This is a genomic window from Streptomyces sp. NPDC005181 (assembly GCF_040608395.1).
Classification (GTDB): Bacteria; Actinomycetota; Actinomycetes; order Streptomycetales; family Streptomycetaceae; genus Streptomyces.
The window spans coordinates 173,586-189,257 of the sequence record NZ_JBEXID010000003.1 but is presented as its reverse complement, the minus strand read 5'-3'; the positions used below and the strand labels follow the sequence as shown (position 1 = coordinate 189,257).

The 15,672-nt window shown below is 70.3% G+C and carries 15 protein-coding genes; 5 read left to right on the top strand and 10 right to left on the bottom strand.

The features are described 5' to 3' along the window. Positions 1 to 14: 14 nt before the first annotated feature. Both ABZV38_RS03875 and ABZV38_RS03870 read right to left on the bottom strand, forming a co-directional pair. On the bottom strand, positions 15 to 983 hold the full coding sequence (locus ABZV38_RS03875) for an aminoglycoside phosphotransferase family protein (RefSeq protein ID WP_356324222.1): 969 nt from the start codon (positions 981 to 983) through the stop codon (positions 15 to 17). 93 nt (positions 984 to 1,076) lie between these two features. Next, on the bottom strand, positions 1,077 to 2,018 hold the full coding sequence (locus ABZV38_RS03870) for a LysR family transcriptional regulator (RefSeq protein ID WP_356324220.1): 942 nt from the start codon (positions 2,016 to 2,018) through the stop codon (positions 1,077 to 1,079). A gap of 70 nt (positions 2,019 to 2,088) precedes the next feature. Between ABZV38_RS03870 and ABZV38_RS03865 the strand changes: the two genes are divergently transcribed. After that, a complete protein-coding gene (locus ABZV38_RS03865; protein WP_356324218.1) occupies positions 2,089 to 3,243 on the top strand; it encodes a TDT family transporter in 1,155 nt (384 codons plus the stop codon). On the opposite strand, the gene ABZV38_RS03860 is transcribed toward ABZV38_RS03865, so the two are convergent. From ABZV38_RS03860 to ABZV38_RS03845, 4 genes are all read right to left on the bottom strand, one after another. Then, entirely contained in the window at positions 3,182 to 3,922 is a 741-nt protein-coding gene (locus tag ABZV38_RS03860) for a helical backbone metal receptor (RefSeq protein WP_356324216.1), read from the bottom strand. The two genes, ABZV38_RS03865 and ABZV38_RS03860, sit on opposite strands and share 62 nt — an antisense overlap. Before the next feature lie 6 nt (positions 3,923 to 3,928). Beyond that, positions 3,929 to 4,474, bottom strand: a complete 546-nt coding sequence (locus tag ABZV38_RS03855) for an XRE family transcriptional regulator (protein WP_356324214.1) — start codon at positions 4,472 to 4,474, stop codon at positions 3,929 to 3,931. A gap of 151 nt (positions 4,475 to 4,625) precedes the next feature. Next, positions 4,626 to 7,253, bottom strand: a complete 2,628-nt coding sequence (locus ABZV38_RS03850) for an ABC transporter permease/substrate binding protein (RefSeq protein ID WP_356324212.1) — start codon at positions 7,251 to 7,253, stop codon at positions 4,626 to 4,628. Then, positions 7,246 to 8,313 (bottom strand): glycine betaine/L-proline ABC transporter ATP-binding protein, encoded by a 1,068-nt coding sequence (locus ABZV38_RS03845; RefSeq protein WP_356324210.1) that lies wholly within the window; start codon positions 8,311 to 8,313, stop codon positions 7,246 to 7,248. Before ABZV38_RS03845 ends, ABZV38_RS03850 begins: the two co-directional genes overlap by 8 nt. A 287-nt stretch (positions 8,314 to 8,600) precedes the next feature. Here ABZV38_RS03845 and ABZV38_RS03840 point away from each other — a divergent pair, with 287 nt between their 5' ends. Continuing rightward, a complete protein-coding gene (locus tag ABZV38_RS03840; protein ID WP_356324285.1) occupies positions 8,601 to 9,509 on the top strand; it encodes a 5'-3' exonuclease in 909 nt (302 codons plus the stop codon). Positions 9,510 to 9,555: 46 nt separating this feature from the next. Then, complete coding sequence (locus ABZV38_RS03835) at positions 9,556 to 10,398, top strand: siderophore-interacting protein (RefSeq protein ID WP_356324208.1); 843 nt, start codon at positions 9,556 to 9,558, stop codon at positions 10,396 to 10,398. An 81-nt stretch (positions 10,399 to 10,479) separates the two neighbouring features. On the opposite strand, the gene ABZV38_RS03830 is transcribed toward ABZV38_RS03835, so the two are convergent. After that, positions 10,480 to 11,187 carry a MerR family transcriptional regulator gene (locus ABZV38_RS03830; RefSeq protein WP_356324206.1) on the bottom strand — a complete coding sequence of 236 codons (708 nt, stop codon included), beginning with the start codon at positions 11,185 to 11,187 and terminating at the stop codon, positions 10,480 to 10,482. 167 nt (positions 11,188 to 11,354) lie between these two features. Here ABZV38_RS03830 and ABZV38_RS03825 point away from each other — a divergent pair, with 167 nt between their 5' ends. Both ABZV38_RS03825 and ABZV38_RS03820 read left to right on the top strand, forming a co-directional pair. Further along, the gene (locus tag ABZV38_RS03825; RefSeq protein ID WP_356324204.1) at positions 11,355 to 12,266 is read left to right on the top strand and encodes a hypothetical protein; all 912 of its coding nucleotides are present in this window, start codon (positions 11,355 to 11,357) and stop codon (positions 12,264 to 12,266) included. Then, on the top strand, positions 12,263 to 12,733 hold the full coding sequence (locus tag ABZV38_RS03820) for an ABA4-like family protein (RefSeq protein ID WP_356324202.1): 471 nt from the start codon (positions 12,263 to 12,265) through the stop codon (positions 12,731 to 12,733). Before ABZV38_RS03825 ends, ABZV38_RS03820 begins: the two co-directional genes overlap by 4 nt. Before the next feature lie 42 nt (positions 12,734 to 12,775). Here the strand turns inward: ABZV38_RS03820 and ABZV38_RS03815 are convergent, their stop codons facing one another. From ABZV38_RS03815 to ABZV38_RS03805, 3 genes are all read right to left on the bottom strand, one after another. Beyond that, positions 12,776 to 13,555, bottom strand: coding sequence for an ABC transporter permease (locus tag ABZV38_RS03815; RefSeq protein ID WP_352266068.1), 780 nt, complete (start codon positions 13,553 to 13,555; stop codon positions 12,776 to 12,778). Continuing rightward, positions 13,552 to 14,565: an ATP-binding cassette domain-containing protein gene (locus tag ABZV38_RS03810; RefSeq protein WP_356324200.1), complete on the bottom strand. Its 1,014-nt coding sequence runs from the start codon at positions 14,563 to 14,565 to the stop codon at positions 13,552 to 13,554. Before ABZV38_RS03810 ends, ABZV38_RS03815 begins: the two co-directional genes overlap by 4 nt. A 238-nt stretch (positions 14,566 to 14,803) precedes the next feature. Continuing rightward, on the bottom strand, positions 14,804 to 15,499 hold the full coding sequence (locus tag ABZV38_RS03805) for a PadR family transcriptional regulator (RefSeq protein WP_356324199.1): 696 nt from the start codon (positions 15,497 to 15,499) through the stop codon (positions 14,804 to 14,806). Positions 15,500 to 15,672: the final 173 nt, after the last annotated feature.

Sequence of the window (15,672 nt, the reverse complement as noted above, 5' to 3'; positions counted from 1 at the left end):
TCGCCGGCCGGCGGCTACGGCGTACGCATTCCGAGCCTGCCGCGCAGCCATTCCAGCGCCGCCGCCCCCTGCGCGCCCTGGAATGCCCGTACGGTCGGCAGCCCCGGCGGGTCCGGCATCAGCGAGTGCGCGACGAAGCAGCCGGCGAGCGCGGCAAGCACCGCGTTCACACCCGCCGGGTCGGCGGTGTGTCCCAGTGGGTGGGTGGTGAACACGGTGTCCGGGTCGGGGCCGCCCTGGGCCGCCACGCTCGGCAGCATCATCAGCAGATCGAGCCAGGGTGCGGCTCGCAGCGCGTGGGGCCAGTCGACGAACACCACCCGGTCATCGGTGAGCAGGATGTTGTCGGCGCGCAGATCCCCGTGGGCGAGGCTGTCGCCGGTGGCGGGCCCGGCCCACCCGGACTCCAGCTCCGCGAGTACGTCGAGGTGGCGTGCGGCCCACGGGTCGAGCCGACCGGGCGGCCCGTCGGTGTCGCGCGCGGCAAGCAGGGTCCGCCAGCCGCTGAACGTCTCGGCCTCGCTGTCGGCGACGGCGGGCGCCTCGATCGGTGCCGGGGTCAGGGTCCGGTTCAGCTCGCCGACCGCTGCCAGGACCCGGTTCAGCTCGGCGGGGATCCAGGGGATGTGTGGCTGCCGGCCGTCGATGTCCTGGAGGACGAGGGCGACCCGGGTGCCGTCGTCGTACGACCCCAGCAGCCGCGGTACGGCGGCGTCGGGCGGGAGAGCGGCGGTGTTCCGGGCCTCGGCGCGGTGCAGGTCGGGGCTGCCCGGGTTCACCTCGGCGCTGACCGCCTTCACGAACGCGCGCCGGCCGTCGGCGAGCCGGACCCGGGCGGCGACTCCCGGTGAGAACCCGCCGCTCTGGCTCTGCGCGTGGACGACACGGGCGCCGAGGATGTCCTCGACGGCGCTGCGTACCGAGTCCGGGAGGTCGGCCCAGTGGTGGCGGACGCCGGCGGCCGGCGTGGCGGTCACTGTCATCTGTGCATCCTTGGCCCCGGGGCACAGGCCGGCCAACCGATTTTCGTGCGGCGAAGGCGTGCATCCCCCGCTGTCCTCAATGGCCCGCTGTCCTCAAACGCCGGACGGGCTCGATCGGTCCGTCAGCGACAGCAGATCGCGGGCCGGGCCCGCCGGCCGGTGTCCCGAAGGCCAGACCGCCCGCAGCTGCCGTCTCAGCCGCACCCCCGCCACCGGGATCTTCACCAGCCGCCGTGAGGACAGCTCCTCCCCCAGCGCCAGTTCGCTCAGTACGCACGGCCCCGCGCCGCTCTCCGCCGCTCCCTTCACCGCCGTCGTCGACGACAGTTCGAGCAGTGGCTGCGCAAGACCGCCGTGCACGGCGAGTGCCGCGTCCAGGACCTGCCGGGTGCCGGAGCCGCGCTCGCGCAGGATCAGCGGGGTCGCGGCCAGTTCCTGTGGGGTCAGGGGGGTGCGGCGGCCGGCCCACGCATGGGACGGGGCGACCACGACGACAAGGCGGTCGTGTGCGATGACCGTGCCGTCGAGGCCTTCCGGTATGGACAGTCCCTCCACGAATCCGAGATCGGCCTCGCCGGCGAGCAGGCGTCCGGCGACCGCCGCCGAATTGCCCGCGAGCAGCGAGACCGCGGTGTCCGGCCGTTCGGCGCGCAGTGCGATCAGCCAGCTCGGCAGCAGATACTCCGCGATGGTCATGGAAGCGGCGACGCGCAGCCGGGAGTCACGCCGGTCGCGCAGCGCCTGCGCGCCCACATCGAATGCCTCGGCGGCCTCGACGATCCGGCGCGCCCAGTCGGTGACGAGCGCGCCCGCTTCGGTGAGCCGGGAGCCGCGCGGCGAGCGGTCGAGAAGGGCCACGCCGAGCTGTCGCTCCATCGACCGGATGCGGCTGCTGGCAGCGGGCTGGGTGATGCCGACGTCCCGTGCCGCCCGTCCCAGACTGCCGTGCCGGGCGACGGCGAGCAGCACCTCCAGCGCTCCGAGGTCGGGGACCCGATGGGACAGGAGGACGGGTACGGGTGTGTCGCTGGGCATAAAGCCAGCTTATGACCTCATAGAGACAAGCTCCCTGGTGGGGGACGACCCCCGGAACAAAGATCATGGCATGGCCATCTTTCCGCAGACCCACGCGCAGACGAGCGCTCCGCACCCCGCCGCTGTGCGGCTTCCTTCTCTGCGGTACATCGGCCCCAACTGGTACGCGACGGTCATGGGCACCGCCATCGTGGCCGGCGCGGGCGCGGCGCTTCCCGTGCACGTCCCCGGGCTGCGGGCGGCCTGCACGGTGGTGTGGGCGCTCGCGGCCGTGCTTCTCGCCGCCGTTCTCGCCGCCCGTGCCGGGCACTGGTCCGCCCACCGCGACCAGGCCCGCGCCCATCTCCTCGACCCGGCCGTCGCCCCGTTCTACGGCTGCCTCCCGATGGCGCTGCTGGCCGTGGGCAGCTCCACGATGGTGGTCGGCCGGGATGTCCTCGGGCATCGGGCTGCCCTCGCCGTGGACGTGGTGCTCTACAGCGCGGGCACGGCGATCGGCCTGGCCGTCGCGGTCGCGATCCCGTATCTGATGGTCGTGCGCCACCGTCCGGCGCCCGGGACCGCGTCGCCGGTCTGGCTGCTGCCGGTGGTGGCGCCGATGGTCTCCGCGGCGCTCGGCCCGCTGCTGGTGCCGGAGCTGCCCTCCGGCCAGTGGCAGGAGGCGATGCTGCTCGCCTGCTACGCAATGTTCGGACTGAGCCTGCTGGCAACGCTGACGATGCTTCCGCTGATCTTCGCGCGGCTGGTCCACCGGGGTCCGCTGCCGCTCGCCCTGACCCCCACGTTGTTCCTGGTCCTCGGTCCGCTGGGCCAGTCGACGACCGCGGTCGGTCAGCTCGCCGATGTGGCGCCGGGAGCGATCGGGGCGCCGTACGCCTCCGCGTTCAAGACGTTCGCCGTGCTGTACGGGGTGCCGGTGATGGGGTTCGCGCTGCTGTGGCTGGCACTGGCCGTGTCGATGGTGGTGCGGGCGGTACGGGGCGGCATGACGTTCAGCATGACCTGGTGGAGCTTCACCTTCCCGGTCGGCACGTGTGTCACGGGCGCGGCAGGACTGGCCCGGCACACCGGTCTGACGGCGTTCACCTGGCTGGCCGTCGCGCTGTACGTGCTGCTGGTGGCGGCCTGGTCGGTGGCCGGGCTGCGGACGCTGCGCGGGCTGTTCAGCGGAGCGCTGCTCGCAGCGCCGCAGGCGCCTCGGCCAGTGACGGCCCGTACCACGTGAGATACCGCCCGTCGACGAGGACGGCGGGCAGTGCGGGGAAGGCCTCGGGTCCGTCGGTCGCGGTGAAGCGGTACGGCTCGTCGGGCAGGACGACCAGGTCGGAGCCCGCCGCGTTCAGTTCGTCGAGCGGGATGCGGGGGTAGCGTTCGGCGTGCTCGGCGTACACGTTCCGCACGCCGAGCCGGGCCAGCAGGTCACCCGCGAACGTGTCGCGGCCGAGCACCATCCAGGGCCTGCGCCAGATCGGCACGATCGCGCGGCGCGCTGCGTGCGACGGCGGGAGCGCCGCCCAGGCGGCCTCGGCCTCGTCGAGCCAGCGGGGCCTGGCCAGCCCGCAGCCGGTCACCAGGACGCGGTGCAGTTCGGCGAAGGCCTGGTCGAGGGTGCGGATCTCGGTGGTGAGGACCTCGATGCCCGTGGCCCGGAGCGCGGCGAGGTCGGGTGCGCGGTTCTCCTCCTCGTTGGCGACGACGAGATCGGGGCGGAGCGCGACGATCGCGGCCACATCGGGGTTCTTGGTGCCGCCGATGCGTGCGGCGCTCAGACCGGCGGGACGGGTGCACCAGTCGGTGACGCCGACCAGAACGCCGGGGGCGGTGGCGGCGACGGCTTCGGTGAGCGAGGGGACGAGCGAGACGACGCGGAGCGCCGGCGCCGGAACAGGCACGGGTTCGGACACCGGGCCTCAGCGCCTCGGGTCGTTTGTGGCGTCGATGTGCTCCGCGACCGCGACGACCAGCAGCCGGGTCTCCGGCATCGTGGCCCGCCAGCGGTGCCGTACCCCACCCGACAGGAACAGCGTGTCGCCGCGCTCCAGCCGGTACGCCTGCCCCTCCGCCTCCACCTCGGCGGCTCCCTCCACGACGTACATCACCTCGTCGTTGCGGTGCTGGAACTCGCGCCCGAGATCCATTTCGCCGGTGAACTCAAGCGCGCTGAGCTGATGCCGTCCGCGCACCACCCTGCGTGCCCCGTCGCCCTCGCCCGCCCGGACCACCTCGACGGCGCGCGCCGAGTCGGCGGCGGCGCGCAGCCGCGCCGTGGTGGTCTCCAGAGCGTCGGCCACCCGGTCCAGCGACCGGGCGCTGGGCTTGGCCCGCTCGTTCTCGATCTGGCTGAGGAACGGCACGGACAGGCCGCTGCGGGTGGCGACCGCGGCCAGTGTGAGTCCCAGGGATCTGCGCCGACGGCGAACCGCGGCGCCCACGCGAAGTGTTTCCTTCTCGTCCATGTCCGGCTCCCTCCCGACTCGTCATCCTTCCGGTTGCCAGCACCTTACGCACACGGTTACGCAAGGACGGCCGGTAAAGGAACGTCACAGCAGCCGGAAGGGGTGGGCCCACCCATCGGCGGCGCCCACCCCTTCCGGCTGTGTCAGCTCCCTACCGGGGAGCCATTTTGTCCGTGATACCCGGATTCTTGTCCATCCAGGCCTTCACGGCTTCCTCCTCGTGTCCCGTGCCGCGCTTCTGGATCTGGTTCTCCAGGCCGGCCAGCTGCTGCTCGCTGAGCTTGAAGTCCTTGAACCACTTGGTGAGCTGCGGGTAGTTCTTCGGGAAGTCCTTGCTCGCGATCGTGCGGATGGTGTCACCGTTGCCGAAGGCCTTCTTGGGGTCCTTCAGCTTGGTGAGGTCGTACTCGTTGTACGCCCAGTGCGGTGTCCAGAGCAGAACCGCGATCGGCTCCTTCTTGGCGTACGCACGCTTCAGCTCGGCGAGCATCGACGGCGTCGAGCTGTCGACGACCTTGTACTCCTTGTCGAGCCCGTAGGCGGGCAGCACGTTGTTCTTCAGGTTGGCCATGGTGGCGGTGCCGGGCTCGATGCCGATGATGCGGTTCTTGAACTCGTCACCGCGGCCCTTGAGGTCCTTGTACGACTCGATGCCCTTGACGTACGAGGGGACGGCGATCTCCAGCGAGGTCGGCCCGTACCACGATCCGAGGTCGGTGAGCCGGGAGCCGTACTTGTTCCAGTAGTTCTTCTGGGTGTACGGCAGCCAGCCGTCGAACTGAACGTCGAGCTGGCCGCGGGACATCGCGGCATACATCGGACCGACCTCGAACTGCTTCAGGTTGATCTTGTAGCCGCGGTCCTCCAGGACGGCCTTCCACAGGTATGTGGCGGCGATGCCCTCCTCCCAGGGGAACCAGGCCATCTCGACGGTACGGTCGCGCTCGTCCTTGCCGCTCGCGCCCTTCGCCACCTTGGCCACGGGCGTCCACTTGTCGGCGACGTCCGGGTTGTCCTTCAGCCAGGCGCGGACGGCGTCCTGCTCCTTGCCCTTGCCGGTCGCCTGGATCTGCGCCTCGAGGCCGGTGAGCTGGTCCTCGCTCATCTTGAAGTTCTTGAGCCACTTGCCGACCTCGGGGTTGTCGTCGGCGAAACCCTTGCGGGTCAGGGTGTGGATGCCGTCGCCCTTGCCCCAGAGATTCTTGGGGTCCTTGAGCTTGGTGAGGTCGTACTGGTTGTACGCCCAGTGCGGCGACCACAGCGGGACGACGATCGGTTCCTTCTTGGCGTACGCGCGCTTCAGCTCGGCGAGCATCGACGGCGTGGAACCGTCGACGACCTTGTACTCCTTGTCGAGGCCGTAGCCCGGCAGGATCTTGTCCTTGAGCAGGCCCGTCTCACCGGCACTCGGCTCGATGCCGACGATCCGGCCCTTGAAGTCGGACGCCTTGCCCTTGAGGTCGTCGAGCGAGTCGACGCCCTTCACGTACGAGGGGACGGCCAGCTCCAGGGAGGTGGGGCCGTACCAGGAGCCCATGTCCTCCAGGCGGTCGTGGTACTTCTTCCAGTACGTGGCGTGGGTGACCGGGAGCCAGGAGTCGGTCTCGAAGTCGATCTGGCCGCCCGCCATACCGGTGTAGAGCGCGCCGGCCTCGTACTGCTTGACGTCGACCTCGAAGCCTCGCCGCTCCAGCAGCTCCTTCCACAGGAAGGTGGAGGCGATGCCCTCGTCCCACGGGATGTATCCCATGCTGATCTTCTTGCCGTTGCCGATGTTCGTGGCATCGGCGACGGCGCCGGTTTCCGGCTTCGACGTACCGAACATGCCCATGCCGCCTGCCACGAGGGCCAGGACGACAACGCCGACGACCGCGACAGCGGGCTGCGGCCGGTAGTTCCAGATCTTCAGTCCGCCGGCCATCGACTGGGCCTTGGCGAGCGCGCGACGGGCCAGCGGCGAGACCTCGCGGCCGAGCGCGCCGGTCATGCGGTCCAGGTACATCGCCAGGATGACGATGGAGACGCCCGCCTCGAAGCCGAGGCCGACATCGACGTTGCCGATGGCGCGGTAGACGGAGCCGCCGAGGCCGCCGCCGCCGACCATGCCGGCGATGACCACCATGGACAGGCCCAGCATGATGACCTGGTTGATGCCCGCCATGATCGTGGGCAGCGCGAGCGGCAGCTGGACCCGCAGCAGGGTGTTGCGCGAGGTGGTGCCGAAGGCCTCGGCCGCCTCGACGAGGTCGCCGTCGACCTGGCGGATGCCGAGCTCGGTCATCCGGACGCCCGGGGGCAGCGCGAAGATGATCGTGGCGATGATGCCGGGCACGACGCCGACGCCGAAGAAGATGACGCCGGGGATCAGATAGACCATGGCGGGCATCGTCTGCATGAAGTCGAGGACCGGCCGGGTCACCGCGGACACGGTCTTCGAGCGGGCCGCCCAGATACCGAGCGGTACGGCCAGCGCCAGCGTGACGATGGTGGCGACGAGCACCAGGGTGAGGGTGTCCATCGCTTCGTCCCACAGCTCGACGGAGTCGATGAGCGCGAAGCCCACGAAGGCGAGCGCACCCGCGAGCAGCCCGCGCAGCCACCAGGCGATGACGGCGAGGATGCCCGCGAAAAGCAGGGGGGCGGGGGCGGAGAGTACGGCGGCTATGCCGTCGAACATGCCGCTGACGACCGAGCTGATCGCGTCGAACAGCCAGGCCAGGTGGGTCTGCAGCCAGTCGACCGCACTGTCCACCCATTCACCGAGCGGGAACCTAAACATCGGCGGCCACCTTCTTCACGGTGGCGGCGGCAGCCTGCGGGACCTCGGTGGGGCTCATCGGCTCGCCGAGGACGGCGAGCAGCCGGGACCGGGGCACGACCCCGACCAGCTGACCGTCGGCGCCGATCACGGCGACCGCGACGCCGCTGCGCGAGCAGGGCGTGAACAGCTCGATGATCGGTGTGGACTCGGAGACCGTGGCCGGCGCCGACCGGAGGACGTCGGCGGGCGTACGGAGCTCCGTGCCGTCGTCCGCCTCGGTGCCCAGGACGGTGTGCGGCTCGGCCATGATGGCGCCGGCGGTCAGCACCCGGGAACGGTCGACGTCCTGGGTGAAGGACGCGACGTAGTCGTTGGCCGGAGTGACGAGGATGTCCTCGGCCGTGCCGAGCTGGACGATCTTTCCGTCCCGCATCACGGCGATCCGGTCACCGAGACGCATGGCCTCGTTGAGGTCGTGGGTGATGAAGACGATGGTCTTCTTGAGCCTCTTCTGCAGTTCGAGCAGCTGGTCCTGCATGTCGCGGCGGATCAGCGGGTCGAGCGCGCTGAAGGACTCGTCCATCAGCAGCAGATCGGCGTCGGTGGCCAGGGCACGGGCCAGACCGACGCGCTGCTGCATACCGCCGGACAGCTCGTCGGGCCAGGACTTCTCCCAGCCGGCGAGGCCGGTCAGCTCCAGCGCCTCGGCGGCGCGCTTCTCACGCTCGGCGCGCGGCACACCCTGCACCTCGAGACCGTACGCGGCGTTCTCCAGGACACTCCGGTGCGGGAAGAGAGCGAAGTGCTGGAAGACCATGCTGATCTTCGAGGAGCGGACGGTGCGGAGTTCGCGGGGGCTCAGGGCGGTCAGGTCCTGACCGTCGAACAGCACGCGGCCGGCTGTGGGGTCCAGCAGCCCGTTGAGCATCCGCAACAACGTGGACTTGCCGGATCCGGACAGACCCATCACGACGAAGATCTGGCCCGGTTCGACGGTGAACGAGGCGTCGATCACCGCTGCGGTCGTTCCGTCGGCGCGCAGCTCGTCGCGGTCCGTGCCGCTCTCGAGCTTCTGCACGGCTTGATCGGGTCGTCTGCCGAATACCTTGTACAAGTGTTCGGCTTGCAGCCTTGACACATACACCTCACGCGTTGAACCGAGAACGGTCTGCCACCCCCTCCGGCAGACCGTGGAGCGGCACGGATTCGGCCCGCTTGGCACGCGCTGTCGTTGCAATTGCGACGTGATCCGCTCCGGTGGCGCGCCTGCCCATACTTATCCGGGCCAAACAGAACAGTGATCCAGTTCACTTCCGGGCCGGTGTCAGTGAGGTGCGGCATGATCGGGGTGTGACGCGACGCCTGATGCTCCTCGACACCGCCTCCCTCTACTACCGCGCCTATTTCGGGGTCCCCGATTCGGTGCGCGCGCCCGACGGCACACCGGTCAACGCCGTGCGCGGACTGCTCGACTTCATCGGGCGGCTCGTCCAGGACCACCGGCCGGACGATCTGGTGGCCTGCATGGACGCGGACTGGCGGCCGCACTGGCGGGTCGAGCTGATCCCTTCGTACAAGGCGCACCGCGTCGCGGTGGAGACCGCCGACGGGCTGCCCGACGAGGAGGAGACCCCCGACACGCTGGCTCCGCAGGTCCCGATCATCGAGGACGTGCTCGACGCGCTCGGCATCGCCCGGGTCGGTGTCGCGGAGTACGAGGCGGACGACGTGATCGGCACGCTCACCGGCCTGGCCACCGGGCCGGTGGACATCGTCACCGGCGACCGGGACCTCTACCAGCTGGTCGACGACGCCCGCGGGGTGCGGGTGCTCTACCCGCTGAAGGGTGTCGGGTCGCTCCAGCTGACGGACGAGGCGTGGCTGCGCGAGAAGTACGGGGTGGACGGCTCCGGCTACGTCGATCTGGCACTGCTGCGCGGCGACCCGAGCGACGGGCTGCCGGGGGTTCCCGGGATCGGCGAAAAGACGGCGGCGAAACTGCTGGACGCCTTCGGCGATCTGGCCGGGATCATGGCCGCGGTGGACGATCCGGCGTCCAGGCTGACGCCTTCGCAGCGCAAGCGGCTCGACGAGGCGCGGGACTACGTGGCCGTCGCGCCGACGGTGGTCCGGGTCGCCGGTGACGTACCGCTGCCCGGGTTCGATCCCGCGCTGCCGACCGAGCCGCGCGATCCCGCCGCCCTCGAGGCGCTGGCCGGCCAGTGGGGGCTGGGCGGCGCCCTGCAGCGCCTGCTCTCCACGCTCCGGGCATGAAGTGCTAACTTAGGCAAGCCTAAGTATTTGGAGCAGGGAGAACCTCGTGGCAGAACGACCGGCGCGGCAGGCACCCACGGCGCAGGGGGCCCAGGTCCTGCGCACCGAGCGGATCACCCCGCACATGGTGCGTGTGGTGCTCGGTGGTGACGGCCTGGCCGGCTTCGCGCTGTCCGGGTTCACCGACCACTACGTCAAGCTGTGCTTCGCGCCGGAGGGCGCGGACTATGCGCACCCGTTCGACATGGCCCGCATCCGCGAGGAGTACCCGCGGGAGCTGTGGCCCACCACCCGGACCTACACGGTCCGATCCTGGGACCCGGTCGCCCGGGAGCTGGCGATCGACTTCGTGGTGCACGGCGACGAGGGCCTGGCGGGCCCGTGGGCGCTGCGGGCGGCCCTGGGCGATCAGGTGACGTTCCTGGGCCCCGGCGGCGGGTACGGGCCGGACGCGTCTGCGGACTGGCACCTCCTGGCCGGCGACGAGAGTGCCCTGCCGGCGATCGCGGCGGCGCTGGAGCAGATGCCCGCGGGCGCGGTGGCGCACGCGTACATCGAGGTGGCGGACGCGTCCGAGGAACAGAAGATCGAGACGGCCGGCGGGGTGGAGCTCACCTGGCTGCACCGAGGCGAGCGTCCGGTCGGCGAGGCCGTGACCGCGGCGGTGAAGTCGCTGGACTTCCCCGCGGGCGAGGTCCAGGCGTTCGTGCACGGCGAGGCGGGGTTCGTGAAGGAGATCCGCCGGCACCTGCGTCTCGACCGGAAGATCCCGCTGTCGCAGCTGTCGATCTCCGGCTACTGGCGCCTCGGCCAGAACGACGACGCGTGGCGCTCGGTGAAGCGGGAGTGGAACGAGCAGGTGGAGCGCGAGCAGGAGCGCGCGGCGTAAGCCGCCGTACCCCGGCGCCCCTTGTGGGTACGTACGCCCCGGTGACCGTCCGCCCCGGACGGTCACCGGGGCGGACGTGTGTCACGGGCTCCCCGGCGGTGACCGGGGTGTGCGTGCGCCGCGGGCTCCCGGCCAGTCGGCGCCGCGGGGCTCCCCCGGCTCGTCGTCACCGTATGCCCTTGCCGACGCGTCCACGTGCGCGAGCCGACGCAGCGCACTGAACATCGCCTCGCCCAGCACCGTGCCGACGACCACACTCTCCACCAGGTCCTCGCGCGCCACCCGCCGCCCCACATAGTCGAGGTCGGCCCGGGCGACCGGTTCCGCGGCGTCCGCGTAGTCGTCGAGCAGCTCGACGAACCCCCCGTGCCCCGCCCGCCGCAGCGCGACCAGCACCCCTGCCAGGGTCTCGCCGGCCGGACTGTGCGCCTCGGCCCGCCAGCCACGCCGCTCCAGCAGCTCGGCCACCTCCTCGCGGGCGTCCTCCAGTTCGGGCCCGGGCTCGCTCCCCTTCAGCGCAGTGATCCGCGTGGCCGCGACGCCCAGCACGTTGTGCACCGGCTGCGCGGGGTCGTCGATCGTGCGCAGGACATCCCCGATCGCGGCGAGCGAGAGGCCGCCGACGTCCAGCAGGGCGCGGATCAGCTTCAGCCTGCGCTCGTGCCCGGAGTCGTACGACGCCTGGTTCGGGCTCGTCAACTGCCCTGCGGGCAGCAGACCTTCACGTACATAGAACTTGATCGTCGGTACCGGAACCCCGGACCTGCGACTCAACTCGCCGATGCGCACCGCTCGTTCTTCCTTCCGCCCTTGCCAACCCCGCACCCCATCATAGATAGTTCCACTATCGGATAGCGGTGAGTTCCACTATCCATAATGACTTCACTCTCACCGGGGGTACACCCATGCCGTCATGGCGTTCCTGGCACCGTCCCTTACTCCTCTTTGCTGCGGCAATGGCAGTCATGGCCGTCGTCTCCGGGGTGGGGCTGCTGGTGGACGACCGGGTCCTCGCGGGCTCGGCGATCTGGTTCAAGCCCTTCAAGTTCGCGGTCTCGTTCGTGGCGTATGCCCTGGCGCTCGCCTGGATGCTGACGCTGCTCACCCGTGGCCGGCGCACCGGCTGGGTGGCCGGGTCCGTGGTCGCGCTCGCGGGCCTGGTCGAGATGGTGATCATCACCGGACAGGTGATCCGGGGCAGGCGCAGCCACTTCAACCACGCCACCCCCTTCGACGAGCGGCTGTTCACCGTGATGGGCGCCACCATCGTCATCCTCTGGACCGGGACCCTGGTCATCGCGGTCCTGCTGCTGCGCGCCCGAATCCCGGACCGCGCCGCCGCCCTGGCGATCCGCTCGGGTGTGGTCATAGCCCTGGTGGGAGCCGCACTCGGCTTCCTGATGACGCAGCCGACGCCCGGGCAGCGAGCCGCCGGCAACCTCGACACCGCCGATGTCGTCGGCGCGCACTCCGTCGGCGTACCGGACGGCGGCCCCTCGATGCCGCTCACCGGCTGGTCGACGACCGGCGGCGATCTGCGTATCCCGCACTTCGTCGGGATGCACGCGCTCCAGCTGCTCCCGCTCTTCCTGTTCGCCCTGGCCGCACTGGCCCCGCGCCTTCCCCGGCTGGGCGATCCGCGGGTCCGGCTGCGTCTGGTGCTCGTCGCCTCCGGGGCGTACGCGGCGGTCGTCGCCCTCGTCGCCTGGCAGGCGCTGCGGGGGCAGCCACTGGTCCACCCCGACGGCGCGACGCTCGGCGCCGCGGCCGCGGTCCTGGCCGCCACCGCCGCCGGTACGTACGCGGCGCTGCGGCCGATTCCCCTCTCCCGTAAGGCGGATGCCGTCAAGAAGGAGTTCATGGCATGACCGGCGCACTCTTCGAAGTCTCGTTCTGGCTGGCCGCGCCCTTCTGGCTGCTGATGATCCTGGCCCCGCACTGGCGGCCCACCGCACGCCTCGCCGCGTCACCGCTCACGGTGCTGCCCGTACTGGTCGTCCATCTCGTCATGGCCGTGCCGGTCTTCCCCGAGCTGTGGACCGCGGTGCGCAGTCCCGACATCGACACGTTCCGCGACCTGGCCGCACTGGCCAACGGCGCCGGGGCGATCTGGGCCCAGGTGATCGCCTGGGATCTGCTGCTGGGCCAGTGGATGTTCCTGGAGGGGCGGCGGCTGGGCATCCCTGCGCTGGTGATGAGCCCTCTGCTGGTGGTGACGATTCTGCTGTCGCCGTTCGGCCTGCTGGTCTTCCTGGTGGTGCGCGCGTTCCGGAAACCGCGGAGCCGGCCCGGGGAGACGCTCCCGGACCGGCTCCATGATGCGGCGCAGTCGTAACTCCCGCCGCAGCGCTCGTGGTTCCCGCCGCGCCCCTGGCCGTCAGACGGACTTCTGGTACGAGCGGAAAGTGCGGGTCGACAACCAGACCGCCACCACCGCGAGGACCAGCAGCGCTCCCCCGCGGCTGAGCACCAGACCCCAGTCGGGGTCGGCGGTCAGCGCCGAACGGCCTGCCACCATGGCCCAGTTGACCGGGTTGAAGTCGGCGATCTGCCGCATCCACGACGGCATCTGGCTCGGCGCCATGAACGAGGACGAGAGGAAGGTCAGCGGCAGCAGGAGAAACGTGTTGATGCCGATGATCGACTCACGCTGGCGGACCAGCATCCCCAGGGCGTTGGAGAGCGCACCGAAGACCGTACCGAGCAGGATCGACGCGACGAGGAGGATCAGCAGTCCGCCCGCCCCGCCCGGGTAGGTGGCACCGGCGGCCCAGCCGAGCAGCACGATGATCACCGACTGCACGGCGGTGCTGATGCCGTTCTGCACGACGTTGGCGTTCATCAGCGCGTTCCGGCTGACCGGGGTGGTCAGGAAACGGTTGAGCGTGCCCCGCTCGATCTCCTCCAGGGTTCCCATCCCGGCCCACATGCTCGATCCGAGGGCACTCATCACCACGATGCCCGGGATCAGATAGTCCAGATAGGACGTGGTCCCGAAGCCGCCGAGTTCGACGACCTTCTTGAAGAGGTTGCCGAACAGGAACAGCCAGATCACCGGCTGGATCAGGGAGATCGCCAGGAAGACCGGCTGCCTGATGATCGCCATCAGCTGCCGCTGGGTCATGTACCAGGTCTGGGCGAGGGTCTGGCTGCTCATCGGGTGCCTCCTGCGGCGATCTGAGCGGGGGCCTGCCCGTCACCTGCGGCCTCGGCCTCGGAGAAGCGGCGTCCGGCGTAGCGCAGATAGACGTCGTCGAGGGAGGGGCGGGCGACGGTGGCGGCGGCGACCGACGCACCGGCCCGCTCCAGGGCGGTGAGCAGTACGGGGACGGCGGCGGCGCCGTCCTCGGCGCGGACGCTCACCCGGCGGCCGTCGGCCAGCACCTCGTACACCCCGGGCACTGCGGCGACGGCGGCGGTGATCGCCGTACGGTCGCCGTCGGCGCGCAGCTCCATGTGGACGGCGTCGCCCCGGAGTTCACCCTTGAGCTCGTCGGGGGTGCCCTCGACGACGATCCGGCCGCGGTCGACGATCGCGATGCGTTCGGCGAGCCGGTCGGCCTCCTCCAGGTAGTGCGTGGTGAGCACGATGGTGAGGCCTTCGTCTCCGGCCAGGCGGGAGATCTCGTCCCACATGGCCGTGCGGGCCTCGGGGTCGAGTCCGGTGGTGGGCTCGTCGAGGAAGAGCACTTCGGGCCGGTGGACCAGACCGAGCGCCACGTCGAGGCGGCGCTGCATGCCGCCGGAGTACCCCTTCACCTGGCGCCTGGAGGCGTCGGTGAGATCGAAGCGGTCCAGGAGCTCATCGGCGCGGCGCTGGATCGCGGCGCCCCGCATCCCGTAGAGCCTGCCCTGCAGTACCAGGTTCTCCCGGCCGGTGGCGACGGGATCGGCGCCGGACTTCTGGGCGACGACGCCGATCGCGCGGCGGACCCGGTCGGGGTGGCGCAGGACGTCGTGTCCGGCGACTGTCGCGGCTCCGGAGTCCGGGCGGGCGAGGGTGGTGAGGATCTTCACGGTGGTGGACTTTCCGGCGCCGTTGGGGCCGAGGAGTGCGAAGACCGTGCCGGCGCCGACGGTAAGGTCCATGCCGTTCAGCGCAGTGACATCGCCGGGATAGGTCTTGATCAGTTGTCGCGCCTCTACTGCGGGCGCACGGGTGCTCATGACGGAGCTCTCCTGTGGTCAGCGGGGTGTTCGGGCATGCCGAGCCGATCCGCGTGAAGAGAGCCGGGCTATCCTGGGTGTGCCGCACCTCGATCGCCTGGCTCGCCCTCACGGCGTGGCCGGTCCGGGGTTCGAAACCCTGGCGGGCGCTGCTCCAACAGCCCCTGCCAGGGTCTTTCTTCGTCCCCGGTAGTTCTTCTCCGGTAGTGCTCCTGCTGCTTCTGCGGTACGCGCTGCGCTACGTCTTCCGCTCCGGGTCGAGGACGATCTCCTGTTCGTCCAGATCCTGCCAGTCCTGCGGCACTTCACCGGTCTCGTGGAAGGACTTCCACTCCTCGATACCGCTGATCGTGGCGTCGACGAGTTCCGCGCGGAATTTCTTGATCCACTCCAGCTGCGCGTCGATCATGTGGAGCTGGTACTCGCTCTCCACGACGAACACCCGGGGCAGCTTCTCCGTCAGCTGGCCGAGGACACCCCGGAGCGCCGCGGACTGGAGCTCCAGTGCCGCCTCCCGGGTCTCCAGCAGCTCCGTCACGTCCTCCGGCGGCAGCACCGGCAGCAGCGAGAGCGCGGTCTCGAAGACCGGGTACTCGGCGGCCGGCGCAGCCAGCAGATCGGAGAGCCAGTCGACCATTTCGGCGCGCCCCGCCTCGGTGAGGCCGTAGAGCGTGCGCTCGGGGCGGTTGCCCTGGCGCTGCACACCGGCCACCTCGACGTAACCGTGCTTCTCCAGGTTCTGGACGACGGTGTACAGCGAGCCAAAATTGATCTTGACGCTGTGTTCCTTGCCGCGTCGGCGAAGCGTCTGGGCGATCTCGTACGGATGCATGGACCGCTCCGCGAGCAGCACCATCACCGTCAGCGCGAGTGGATTGCTGAGCTTGCGCCGCTTGGCCACCGCCCCCACCCCGCCCTTCACTTCGCCGTTCATCACTTCGTCATCGAATACTCGTGTACGAACATATCGCGAGCGCTCTTACGCGTCAACCGCGATGTATCGCGAATTCGGGGCGGCGTGGAAAGATTTCGCGCACTGACCAATCCGCGCTGCCGTCGGCTCCGAATCACTTAACGAAACCGATGCGCATCCTGGGAGGAAGCCCG

Coding starts and splice junctions, on each gene's coding strand:
- ABZV38_RS03850 (WP_356324212.1), bottom strand. CDS start 7,253: ATGTTTAGGTTCCCGCTCGGTGAATGGGTGGACAGTGCGGTCGACTGG.
- ABZV38_RS03805 (WP_356324199.1), bottom strand. CDS start 15,499: ATGAACGGCGAAGTGAAGGGCGGGGTGGGGGCGGTGGCCAAGCGGCGC.
- ABZV38_RS03875 (WP_356324222.1), bottom strand. CDS start 983: ATGACAGTGACCGCCACGCCGGCCGCCGGCGTCCGCCACCACTGGGCC.
- ABZV38_RS03810 (WP_356324200.1), bottom strand. CDS start 14,565: ATGAGCACCCGTGCGCCCGCAGTAGAGGCGCGACAACTGATCAAGACC.
- ABZV38_RS03865 (WP_356324218.1), top strand. CDS start 2,089: ATGGCCATCTTTCCGCAGACCCACGCGCAGACGAGCGCTCCGCACCCC.
- ABZV38_RS03815 (WP_352266068.1), bottom strand. CDS start 13,555: ATGAGCAGCCAGACCCTCGCCCAGACCTGGTACATGACCCAGCGGCAG.
- ABZV38_RS03825 (WP_356324204.1), top strand. CDS start 11,355: ATGGCAGTCATGGCCGTCGTCTCCGGGGTGGGGCTGCTGGTGGACGAC.
- ABZV38_RS03820 (WP_356324202.1), top strand. CDS start 12,263: ATGACCGGCGCACTCTTCGAAGTCTCGTTCTGGCTGGCCGCGCCCTTC.
- ABZV38_RS03855 (WP_356324214.1), bottom strand. CDS start 4,474: ATGGACGAGAAGGAAACACTTCGCGTGGGCGCCGCGGTTCGCCGTCGG.
- ABZV38_RS03870 (WP_356324220.1), bottom strand. CDS start 2,018: ATGCCCAGCGACACACCCGTACCCGTCCTCCTGTCCCATCGGGTCCCC.
- ABZV38_RS03840 (WP_356324285.1), top strand. CDS start 8,601: ATGCTCCTCGACACCGCCTCCCTCTACTACCGCGCCTATTTCGGGGTC.